Annotated in this window: 11 protein-coding genes and 9 tRNA genes; 6 read left to right on the top strand and 14 right to left on the bottom strand. The window is 31.5% G+C overall.

Annotation, left to right across the window (positions count from 1 at the left end; genetic code table 11):
* Positions 1-484: 484 nt before the first annotated feature.
* The 12 genes from CD129_RS00950 to hemE form a co-directional block, all read right to left on the bottom strand.
* A tRNA-Ser gene (locus CD129_RS00950) sits at positions 485-573 on the bottom strand.
* 42 nt (positions 574-615) lie between these two features.
* A tRNA-Glu gene (locus CD129_RS00955) sits at positions 616-687 on the bottom strand.
* A 4-nt stretch (positions 688-691) separates the two neighbouring features.
* A tRNA-Asn gene (locus tag CD129_RS00960) sits at positions 692-766 on the bottom strand.
* Positions 767-773: 7 nt separating this feature from the next.
* Positions 774-847, bottom strand: a tRNA-Gly gene (locus CD129_RS00965).
* A gap of 17 nt (positions 848-864) precedes the next feature.
* A tRNA-His gene (locus CD129_RS00970) sits at positions 865-940 on the bottom strand.
* Positions 941-958: 18 nt separating this feature from the next.
* Positions 959-1,031: transfer RNA gene (locus CD129_RS00975), tRNA-Phe, on the bottom strand.
* 10 nt (positions 1,032-1,041) lie between these two features.
* Positions 1,042-1,117, bottom strand: a tRNA-Asp gene (locus CD129_RS00980).
* Between the two features lie 14 nt (positions 1,118-1,131).
* Positions 1,132-1,205: transfer RNA gene (locus CD129_RS00985), tRNA-Met, on the bottom strand.
* Between the two features lie 88 nt (positions 1,206-1,293).
* A tRNA-Glu gene (locus CD129_RS00990) sits at positions 1,294-1,368 on the bottom strand.
* 625 nt (positions 1,369-1,993) lie between these two features.
* Positions 1,994-3,388: a protoporphyrinogen oxidase gene (hemY, locus tag CD129_RS00995; RefSeq protein ID WP_078357609.1), complete on the bottom strand. Its 1,395-nt coding sequence runs from the start codon at positions 3,386-3,388 to the stop codon at positions 1,994-1,996.
* A gap of 33 nt (positions 3,389-3,421) precedes the next feature.
* Positions 3,422-4,342, bottom strand: coding sequence for a ferrochelatase (gene hemH / locus CD129_RS01000; RefSeq protein ID WP_107509870.1), 921 nt, complete (start codon positions 4,340-4,342; stop codon positions 3,422-3,424).
* Positions 4,343-4,387: 45 nt separating this feature from the next.
* Positions 4,388-5,437, bottom strand: coding sequence for a uroporphyrinogen decarboxylase (gene hemE / locus CD129_RS01005; protein ID WP_078357611.1), 1,050 nt, complete (start codon positions 5,435-5,437; stop codon positions 4,388-4,390).
* Between the two features lie 166 nt (positions 5,438-5,603).
* Between hemE and CD129_RS01010 the strand changes: the two genes are divergently transcribed.
* Complete coding sequence (locus CD129_RS01010) at positions 5,604-6,125, top strand: antibiotic biosynthesis monooxygenase family protein (protein WP_078357612.1); 522 nt, start codon at positions 5,604-5,606, stop codon at positions 6,123-6,125.
* 53 nt (positions 6,126-6,178) lie between these two features.
* Here the strand turns inward: CD129_RS01010 and ecsB are convergent, their stop codons facing one another.
* Positions 6,179-7,399, bottom strand: coding sequence for an ABC transporter permease EcsB (gene ecsB, locus CD129_RS01015; RefSeq protein WP_078357613.1), 1,221 nt, complete (start codon positions 7,397-7,399; stop codon positions 6,179-6,181).
* On the bottom strand, positions 7,392-8,129 hold the full coding sequence (locus CD129_RS01020; RefSeq protein WP_107509872.1) for an ABC transporter ATP-binding protein: 738 nt from the start codon (positions 8,127-8,129) through the stop codon (positions 7,392-7,394). Before CD129_RS01020 ends, ecsB begins: the two co-directional genes overlap by 8 nt.
* Before the next feature lie 127 nt (positions 8,130-8,256).
* Between CD129_RS01020 and CD129_RS01025 the strand changes: the two genes are divergently transcribed.
* The 5 genes from CD129_RS01025 (at position 8,257) to CD129_RS01045 (ending at position 11,405) form a co-directional block, all read left to right on the top strand.
* Positions 8,257-8,679: an HIT family protein gene (locus tag CD129_RS01025; RefSeq protein ID WP_115337297.1), complete on the top strand. Its 423-nt coding sequence runs from the start codon at positions 8,257-8,259 to the stop codon at positions 8,677-8,679.
* A gap of 64 nt (positions 8,680-8,743) precedes the next feature.
* Positions 8,744-9,121, top strand: coding sequence for a YtxH domain-containing protein (locus CD129_RS01030; protein ID WP_078357616.1), 378 nt, complete (start codon positions 8,744-8,746; stop codon positions 9,119-9,121).
* A gap of 96 nt (positions 9,122-9,217) precedes the next feature.
* Positions 9,218-9,763, top strand: coding sequence for an HTH-type transcriptional regulator Hpr (locus CD129_RS01035; RefSeq protein ID WP_115337296.1), 546 nt, complete (start codon positions 9,218-9,220; stop codon positions 9,761-9,763).
* Positions 9,764-9,801: 38 nt separating this feature from the next.
* A complete protein-coding gene (locus CD129_RS01040) occupies positions 9,802-10,365 on the top strand; it encodes a DUF3267 domain-containing protein (protein WP_115337295.1) in 564 nt (187 codons plus the stop codon).
* 71 nt (positions 10,366-10,436) lie between these two features.
* Positions 10,437-11,405 carry a peptidylprolyl isomerase gene (locus tag CD129_RS01045; protein WP_078357619.1) on the top strand — a complete coding sequence of 323 codons (969 nt, stop codon included), beginning with the start codon at positions 10,437-10,439 and terminating at the stop codon, positions 11,403-11,405.
* Positions 11,406-11,637 lie beyond the last annotated feature (232 nt).

Genomic DNA, 11,637 nt, shown 5'->3' on the forward strand with positions numbered 1-11,637 from the left:
TTATTATTTAGGTGATTAATATTATAAGGTAAATTGTACTATATGAATTATTTTAGATAAAATTTACTATTTAAAAATACTAATTATCTTTGAATCTCCCTATTTATTAAATTACAAAAAATAACAAAAACATTATTAATGGTATTAGAAATAATATGTTCCCAATATTAACCACAAACCAAATTAGACTAATATATCTAATGTGATTATTTTTAACAAAAACAAAGCTAATTGATATAATTCCTGCTCCTATTGACGTATTTGCGAAAAATATTAATAAATCACCAATTTAACAAGCTATACTTTAGCTACTGTTACCACAATTTATTGCTTAAAATAAGACAATAAAAAAAGAGCAAGGTCAACGTGGAAGAGATTAATCTCTTAACACCTATTTGACACTTGCTCATTCACGTTTACTTACCTAGTGCAAGAAAACACTTTAATACCAACGTCTTGGATGAGTTGATTATTAAGGTACAAACGGAGAGTGAGGGATTCGAACCCTCGAGACGCTTGTGGCGCCTACACACTTTCCAGGCGTGCTCCTTCGGCCAGCTCGGACAACTCTCCACAAACAAAAAAATCAGAAGCGATATTTCACCTCTGATTATATGACCCCTACGGGACTCGAACCCGTGTTACCGCCGTGAAAGGGCGGTGTCTTAACCGCTTGACCAAGGGGCCTATATGGCTCCACAGGTAGGACTCGAACCTACGACCGATCGGTTAACAGCCGATAGCTCTACCACTGAGCTACTGTGGAATAATAATGGAGCGGGTGATCGGAATCGAACCGACAACATCAGCTTGGAAGGCTGAGGTTTTACCACTAAACTACACCCGCTTAATATTAAATTTAAATGGGGCGACTGATGGGAATCGAACCCACGAATGTCGGAACCACAATCCGATGCGTTAACCACTTCGCCACAATCGCCATACTTGTTAAAAAGTATGGCTCAGGACGGAATCGAACCGCCGACACAAGGATTTTCAGTCCTTTGCTCTACCGACTGAGCTACTGAGCCAAAATAAAAATGGCGGTCCCGACGGGAATCGAACCCGCGATCTCCTGCGTGACAGGCAGGCATGTTAACCGCTACACCACGGGACCATCTTTAAAAAGTATTGCGGGAGGCGGATTTGAACCACCGACCTTCGGGTTATGAGCCCGACGAGCTACCGAACTGCTCCATCCCGCGTTAATATTAAGTAATTTGGCTACCTTTTCAATATAACACATTTATTAATATTATGTCAAGAAAATATTAATTGTTTTTTTATAAAAAATGGTGACCCCTACGGGACTCGAACCCGTGTTACCGCCGTGAAAGGGCGGTGTCTTAACCGCTTGACCAAGGGGCCTCTAATTGAGAACTTCTTAATTATATATAGAAATATAGATAACGTCAATGCTATTTCTTTACTTTTCTTAATAAAAAATTTGAACTTTTAACATCTATGTGACAATTGTCACTAAAGGGAAAAATACTCATCTATTATTGAAGATTTTAAAACATATAAAGAGGAATACAACAATAATATTAGAGCCATTAAATCATATAAGAATTGTGGATTTAAGATTATTATGTAAGAAGAAGCATATTTTCATACTGCTGATATGTTGCTTGTTTACTCTGTCTTGCAATGTTCAGACTCCCAATATTGCTTGTCATACCTATCTTGCAATGTTCAAGCTCCCAACATTGCTAGTCACGCCTATCTTGCAATGTTCAGTCCTCCAATATTGCTAGTCGCACCTGTCTTGCAATGTTCAGGCCTCCAACATTGCTTGTCACGCCTATCTTGCAATGTTCAGACTCCCAATATTGCTTGTCATACCTATCTTGCAATGTTCAGACTCCCAATATTGCTTGTCATACCTATCTTGCAATATTCAGTCCTCCAACATTGCTTGTCATACCTCTCCATCAAAAAAAAAACAGAAATTCTAATATTAAATTAGAATTTCTGTCCTGCTTCCTACTATTTACTTCAAATACTCTATCATTTTGTCACTTGCATCTTTAGCCATTTGTACACAATCAGGAAGTCCTACTGCATCAAATGAAGCTCCAGTAATAATTAAATTATTATAGTTCTTTTCTAAATGTTGCTGTATATCTCTTATTCGATCAATATGCCCTACTTCATATTGCGGCATACTATAAGGTAATTTCGTAACAATAGAAAATTCTGGTTCACCGTTGATAGTCATTATTTTATTTAAATCATTTAAAGCAACTTGTTTCAGTTGTTCTTCATCTTTATGATGAATGATATTAGAACCTGGTTTACCTACGTAAGCTCTTAATAATACTTTACCTTCAGGCGTTGTATGTGGCCATTTTTTATTAGTCCATGTACATGCCGTAATTGCAGTATCACTCGTTCTAGCAATAACGAAACCTGTACCGTCTTTATCATTAACTACTTGTTCTTTATCAAACGCCATAACTACAGTTGCAACACTCGTTGAAGGCATATAATTGAAATAATCTAGCTTAAGATCATCTTCAAACCATTTAACAAAATGTTGATGTGGAACTGTAACAATCACACCATCATATTCATGGTTTACACCATTAATTGTTAAAATTGGTTTAGCATTTTCTTCATTTAAATTTTGTACTTGTGAATTTAAATGAATGTTTACTCCTTTACTTTCTAAATCATTTCGCAGAGTAATCATGAAAGATTCTAGACCGTGTTTAAATTGTTTAAATTGACCTTTAGGTTTAACAGTCACTTTTTTATTAGCATTATTTTTAGATTTTTGAGCAATCATACCTTTAATTAAACTACCCTCTTCTTCTTCTTGCTCTTTAAAATGAGGAAAAGTAGTTTTTAAGCTTAATTTATCAATATTCGCTCCATAAATACCGGCCATAAGAGGTTCGATTAAATTTTCTAACACTTCATTTCCTAAACGTTGTCTAAAGAAATGGCCAATAGATATATCAGTATTCATTGGTTTTACAGGTAAAAAATAATCCATTCCGGCTCTTAATTTAGCTACAGGCGAAATGAGTTTCGTTTTCAAGAATGGCTTAATTTCTGTTGGTATACCCATAATTGAACCGCCTGGTATTGGATAAAGTTTATTATGGCTATAAATATATGATTGTCCTGTTTTATTTGTAACTAGATCATCAGCTATACCTATTTCTTCAGCTAATTCAGTCATAATTGTTTTTCTACCTAAATAAGATTCAGGCCCTAATTCAATTGTATAACCATTTTCACGATAAGTTTTAATTTTACCGCCCACTCTATCTGATTGTTCATATACGTCGATTTCAACATCTGGTTGTTCTTTTTTCAAATAATGGGCAGCAGATAACCCTGTTATACCTGCCCCTATTATTGCGATACGTTTTGTCATGCTTAACACTTCTTTCTTATTCGATTGTTCGAATTAGAATTTTTTCTTAATTGCCGATACCATTGCTTCGATAAATTTAGGATCAATGTTTGGCATTGGTGGTCTATGATAATTCACACCTAATTCATCACAAACAACTTTACATTCATAGTCATTATCATATAGTACTTCTAAATGTTCACATACAAATCCTACAGGCGTATATATAAAATGTTTATATCCATGTTTATTGTATAGCTCTCTAGTTAAATCTTGAACATCTGGTCCTAACCAAGGTTCCCCAGTTTGTCCTTCTGATTGCCACCCTACAGAAACATGTTTAATATTTGATTTTTCAGCTAATATTTTAGCTGTTTCTTCTAATTGTTCTGGATAAGGATCATTAGCTTTTTTAATTTTCTCAGGTAAACTATGCGCTGATACTATTAGAACTGTTTCATCATGATTTTCTTCAGGAATCATTTGTAAAGTGTCATTTATCATTGTTGTCCAGTATGAAATAAATGCTGGTTCATTATAAAATTGTTCAACATGATGCAAGTTTATACCGTATTTATCCGCTTCTTCTTTGGCACGCTTATTATAGCTACCTACTGAGAAATTAGAATAATGTGGTGCTAAAACGATTGTAACCGCTTCTTCAATGCCATCATTATGCATTTGTTCAACTGCATCTTCAATAAATGGACGAATATGTTTTAGACCAATATACATTTTAAACTCAACATTTTCATAAGTGTCATTTAATGCACCTAACAAACTTTCAGCTTGTTTTTCAGTTGTTCCAGCTAGTGGAGAAATCCCACCGATAGCTTTGTAACGTCCTTTTAAATCTTCAATTTGTTCTTCAGATGGTTTATGACCATGTCTAATATGCGTATAGTATGGCACTATATCACTTTCTTTATATGGTGTACCATATGCCATAACTAAAAGACCGACTTTTTTATTCATTTTCTATACTCCCTTTAAGTAAAATTAATGCTGTTTATTTATCAACTACATTTGTGATTTATATTTTGCTGAATAGTCATGTACGAATTGAGCTACTCTTCTTAAAGTATCTGGTTGAACTTCAGGGAACACACCGTGTCCAAGGTTAAATATATAATTATGATTTTCTAAACCTTGATCCAAAATTTGAATTAATCGTTGTTCAATTACTTCCCATGGAGCTAACAATAATGCTGGGTCCAAGTTTCCTTGTAAAGTTTTAGTGATACCTTTTTCACGTGCTTCTTTAATTTGTAATCGCCAATCTAAACCGATCACATCAACTGGCAATTGATTCCATTCTTCAATTAAATGACTAGCCCCAACACCAAATGTTGTTACTGGTACATTTTTTTCTTTTATAGCTGTAAATATTTTATTCATTGATGGTCTAATAAAGTAATGGTAATCTTCAGCATTTAATGCGCCGACCCAAGAATCAAATACTTGTATCATTTTACAACCAGCATCAATTTGAGCATGCGTATAGCGTATCGCCATATCAGCAAGTGTATCCATCAGTTTAAACCAAGCTTCTGGTTGTTTATACATAAACGCTTTAGTTTTATTGTAATTTTTAGATGGTCCACCTTCAATCATATAGCTCGCTAATGTGAATGGCGCTCCTGTAAACCCTATTAAAGGTACATTAAGTTGTTCTTCAGTTAAAATTTTGATGGTATCTAAAACATACTTCACATCTTCTTCAGGGTTTATTTGACTTAATTTATTAATATCAGTGATATCTTTTATTGGATTATGTATAACTGGACCAATTCCAGATTTAATTTCTACATCTACTCCGATTCCTGTTAAAGGTGTCATAATATCTTTATATAAAATTGCAGCATCTGTATTATACTGATCTACAGGCAACTTTGTTACATAAGCACAAAGTTCAGGTTGATGCGTAATTTCAAATAATGAATATTTTTCTTTAATTTTTCTATATTCAGGTTGTGAACGACCTGCTTGCCTCATAAACCAAACTGGAGTATGAGTTGTACTTTCACCTTTTGCTGCTTTTAAAATTGTGTCGTTAAACGGTACACTCATTTCTTTCACCTCATTATAATCATTACAATCTATTTTAACATATTCTATTATAAAGACATCTATGTGTAGAAAAAGTCATAAATTATACAAAAGATTTGATGTATAGGTTGATTTTAGCGCTTACATGTTTATAATCAAAATAAAGAGATATAGGAGGTTTGTAATTATGAAATGTTATATAACAACTGGTACGTATCATTTTCTTCAAAATATTTTAAAGAAATATCCAGAGGAAGACATCCATCATTATACTAGACAAGATACGACGGTGCTTATTCATGAAACAACTGGTGAAACAGTTTTCGCGCAACCAAGAGAATATCGAATCTTAGAATCAAAGGGGCAATTTATAAATCATGAATTTTTAGCAGTTAGCTACATTCCTGTATCAGATGAAATGCAACATCGATTTGAAAATCATTACGTAGATATCGATGGACAGTTTGATGACTTTGAAGGTTTTGAATCATTTAGATTGCTTAAGCCTAGAAAAGGCGATACTTACATGATTATAGTTGGTTTTGATTCAAATGAACTATATGAAGATTTTACTAAATCATCATTTTTTGCAGAATATTTCTCAAGAGATGCTACAAGAAAATTCTCTGGTGCAGAACAATATTCAACAGCTAATTATACAAAGTATTGGTATAGACCTGACGAAGATGAAGAAGAAAAAGAAGTATAAATAACATACAATGAGGCTGAGACAAATTAATTAATTGTCTCAGCCTCTTATTATTAGTCTCTTAATAATTCTTGATGTTTTTTAATCTTTTTAATAGATGAATCGATTGTTAACCAACCTACTATAAAGAATAAAATAACAAAGTAAATTGCTGTTGGGAATTTAACAATATATATAATTGATAAAATGACAGCGAGTATTATCATCATATTTATTAAAAATTGATGATATCCCTTTATTACTTGATGTTCACTTACTGGCCAAACTTGTGGCCATAATCCATAAGCTTGTTGTTTATAGAATTGAGAGAGTTGTAAGATGAGTAAGTACATTATTAATGCTCCGAGTATTGCAGAAATCACCGATTGATCTATCCACCAAATAAGTAATAAACCGATAATTAAAAATCTCAAAACGATAAAGAATGCGTCTTTACCTCTTGCAAAACTTCTTATAAACAAAAATTTATACATATAATCTTGGTTGAATTTTTTTGAAGCTGGTACTTTTAAGAATATATCTAAATACCTTCTTCTGACTGTTCTTTCATTTAACACTTTCACATCAGTAAACATATTTACGAATTTGTAATAATTCATTTTATGATTATGCTCGATGGATATCAATGTCTCCCATTGATAAAATGTATCTCTATTCATTATCTCCATTAATATTACTAACGCAATTAACATTACGATGGTCAATATACTAGACATCAACCCTACTTTCAATGTCGTGTAATAACCACTTGCGTAAATAATGAATAGAACGATGTTAACACTCCACATTTCTAGTCCGTATTTTAACCAGAACCATTTTATAACTAAGCCAAACAATGGAAATATAAAGCTCAAAATTATAAGTGTGATGTATAAATAAAAATCATTAACCATTAATTTATAAAATAACGGCAGTCCTATCACAAGAATAACAACCGGCAAATAAAGTCTGTTTAAATAGCTATAAGTTATCGCTTTTTTTATATATACTGATAAATGTTTTTCAAATGGTAATAAATATAACTTATCAGCTTCTCGGAACAAAGTACGTAATGGAAAAATTGAACAAACAGACAATATAATAGAAATAATTAAATGATAATTTATATTTTGTGGAATATCTTTCAGCCAATTACTATAGCCTAACGCAAATGCTCCAAGCATTATTGTTATAAAGATTAAAAAATGACCATTAAAAATAAATTTATTATATTTAAGTTTCTCTATAACTTCTTCTTTTTGTCTAATGTTAAATAAACTTTTAGCATCATTCATAATTGTCACCTTGCGTTAAATGTATATAAATATCGTCCAATGTTGCGTTTGTTAGACCCGTTTCTTTTCTTAACTCATCTAAATTTCCCATAGCAATCAGTTTGCCTTGATGCAATATAATAAAACGATCACAGTATCTTTCAGCAGTTGCGAGTATATGTGTCGACATCAAGACTGAAGAACCTTGATTCCGTCTTTCTACTATTAAATCTAACATCGTTTGAATACCGAGTGGATCTAGCCCTAAAAATGGTTCATCTATAATATATTGTTTTGGTTCTACTAGAAATGCACACACGATCATTACTTTTTGTTTCATACCTTTTGAAAAATGTATTGGAAATACTTTTAATTCATTCTCAAGTCTTAACCTTTTTAATAAAGGCATCGCTTTTTCAAGTGCTGTTTCCTTATCTATCCCGTAAGCCATTGCCGTCATATATATATGTTCTTCTAATGTTAATTCATCATATAAAACAGGACTTTCAGGTATATATGTAAGATTTCTTCTATATACTTCTATATCTTCTTTTATATCTATATTATTTATGGACATCTCACCTTGTTGTGGTGTTAATAAACCTAATATATGTTTAATAGTTGTACTCTTCCCAGCACCATTTAATCCTATTAATCCGACAACTTCATTTGGTTTACATTCGAATGAGATATCATGGATAACTGCTTTTTTACCATATCCACCTGTTAAATTGTTCACTTTAATTGTCACGTGAATACACCTCCAAAGTATATTGTAGCATGTTCCTATTGATACATTCATTAAATAATATCTTTACTGTAAGATGATACTGCTTGCATGATATAATAAAGTTAATATTTACATAGGAGATGATATTATGTCAGAAACAGTATTTAGCAAAATTATCGACGGAGAAATTCCTTCTTACAAAATTTATGAAAATGATTATGTATATGCCTTCTTAGATATATCTCAAGTTTCTAAAGGTCACACACTTCTCATACCAAAAAAAGCATCACCTAATATTTACGAAACCGATCCTGAAACGATGAAACATATAGCAGAAGCACTGCCTATTGTCGCTAACGCTATTAAAAAAGCTTTCAATCCAGACGGTTTAAATATCATTCAAAATAATGGAGAATATGCTTCTCAATCTGTTTTTCATATTCACTTCCATTTAATCCCGAGATACAAAGAAGATATAGATGGTTTCGGTTATATTTGGAACACAAATGAAGACCAAATAGATGATGATAAAAAAGCAGAAATAGCAAAAAGTATTCAACAGCAATTATAATTCATTGCATATATTTAAGCTTATAGGGTATATATTTAAGTAAGAGAAATCAAGGAGGATTATTATGAAATTTTCAAGATTAGCTATTGGTGTTGGTGTAGGACTAGTTACTGGTTTTACAACAGCTATATTAAATACAGATCGTTCAGGTGATACATTAAAGACAGATCTAAAATCAACTACTGATGGATCTAAAATCCAATTAAATGAAATTAAAGACAATGCAGTTGAGATTAAAAATTATGTATTAAAAACAAAAGATGAAAGCCAAATTGCTATTCAATCTTTAAGTGAAGAAGTAAAAACAATGATAAATGAATTTAAAGCTGATATTAACCCTAATATCGAACAAATTCAGAAAAATATTGAAAATATAAGCAATCGTGGAAATGAAATCCAAAAAGAAATCCAAAATACTAAACTTCCATTTCTAAAAAAATAGAAAACGTGTTAAAATTATTATATTATTAAAGTGTTATATGTAAGCATGATACATCAGTATCATGCTTTTATTATACTATCAAAGGGGGATTTAACTATGACGAACGAACGGGACATGATTGAAAAAATGTTATTCACTCATAAAGTTTCGCAATTATCTAAAGCTTTATGGAAGACTATTGAAAAAGATTGGCAACAGTGGATCAAACCATTTGATTTAAATATTAATGAGCATCACATTCTTATCATTATAAGAAGTTTGGATGAAGCAACTATTTCAGAAGTGAGTAAATATGGCGTGATGCACGTTTCCACGGTTTTCAACTTTGCTAAGAATTTAGAAAAACGTGGTTATTTAACTATGCCAAAAAGCCAACACGATAAACGTACGACATATTTAGAATTAACCGACAAAGGGCTTGAAGTTTTAAGAAAAACATATGTAAGTTATACAAATGATACGAATAGATTATACGAAATTGCAACTGAGTATGAAAAAGTTATGTATAATATGCCGGAGTTTACTGATGTAAAATATATTGTTGGTCAAATATATGGTAGCGACTTCATAAATCATATAGAACAAAATCATGAACAATTAAGAAAATATCTACTTGACGAACGCTCTGAGGATGATGCATAATATCAAGATAAATCATAACTTAGAAGGTGACATATCTTATGTTTGTTTGTTCTAAATCAATCAATATACACTCTCGGTACGGACTACAGAGAATTGTATTAATTAGTGCTTTAGTATCATTTTTAACATTTATAGTCACTTACGAAATATTTAATTATATACAAACTCAACCATTAAAGGACGATAAGTTTATTTTATTCTTATTCGTCCTTTGCTTAATTTATCCAATCCATAAATTATTGCATTTGATTGTACTCATTTATTATCGTAAGTCATTTAAAATGAATAAAACGACTAAGGCGAAACGTGCATTACCACTATATAATATTAGAGTGGATCAACCAGTTAACAAAATTGTATTTTGCTTTGCACTTGTATGTCCTTTGATTACGTTAACTACCCTATCACTAGTGTTAATAAATATTATTCCACAGTACGGTCATTACATTCTCTTTATAATGTCTATAAATATTGGTATAGCCATCATTGACTTACTATATTTGAAAATTATTTTATTTACAAAAAGAGGAACTTATATTGAAGAAAGAAAGAACGGAATTGAATTGTTAACAAAACGTTCACTGGATACGCAACAATTATAGATAAATTTTTGTAATTAAATTACCAAATATGCTATATTTATCATTGTATTCTTACAAAAGGAGTTCTATTAATGAAATCAATTAAAAAAATGGTGTTACCTATAACACTTTCGGCATCAGTATTAACTTTAGGCGCTTGTGGTAACGGTTCAGACAACTCTGGAGAAACTTTAGTAGAATCTAAAGCTGGAAATGTTACTTCACAAGATGTTTTAGACAAAATGGGTAACAATGAAGTAGCCCAAAATGCATTCCAAATTGTACTTAACAAAGTCTTAAAAGATAAATACGAAGACAAAGTTGATACTAAGAAATTGGATAAACAAGTTGATAAACAAATCGAGCAATATGGTGGTAAGAAAAAATTTGAAGAAGCACTTCAACAAGAAAAACCTGGTGCAACTTTAGAAGACTTTAAAGATTCTCAAAAAACTTCTAAATATCAAGAAGAATTCATCAATGATGCAGTAAAAGTTTCTGATAAAGAAATAGATAAAAACACTAAAAAAGGTTCTCATATCTTAATAAAAGTTAAATCAAAAGATTCGCAAGATGGCATGAGTGATAAAGCAGCTAAGAAAAAAGCTGATGACATACTAGCTCAAATCAAGAAAAACCCAGATGACTTCGAAAAAATTGCTAAAAAAGAAACACAAGACGAAGGTACTAAATCTAAAAACGGTTCACTTGGTTTCGTAATGAAAGGTCAAATGGACGAAGCATTTGAAAAAGCATTATTTAAACTTAAAGACGGTGAAATTTCAGACGTTGTTAAATCGCAATACGGTTATCATATTATAAAAGCCGATAAAGGCGAAGCAAGTAAAAAAGAAAAAGAGAGCCTTAAAGAACAATATCGTCAATTGAAAATTCAAAAAGATCCTAAAATCATCATTAATGCATACAAAAAATTATTAGATGAATACAAAGTAGATTACAAAGATAAAGAAATTAAGAAATCTATAGAAGATAACATTTTAAACGAAAAAGCATTACAGCAACAACAAATGCAAGCAGCACAACAACAGTCTGCTAGCTAATAGTACACAAAAAACCTCATTATTGAAATGAGGTTTTTTGTGTATAAATATAGGTTCTCTTACTTACACTTCTACTGACTTGTGTGAATATAGATACCCTTGCTCACACTTCTCTCGACTTGTGTGAATATAGGCATCCTTACTTTGGTATGTCAACAAAAACTTAGACAGAATTCATAAGTTTATAAGAGGTTGGCGTTTGATAATTTAATCCTGCATGTATTCTTTCATT

This window comes from Mammaliicoccus fleurettii (assembly GCF_003970575.1).
GTDB lineage: Bacteria > Bacillota > Bacilli > Staphylococcales > Staphylococcaceae > Mammaliicoccus > Mammaliicoccus fleurettii.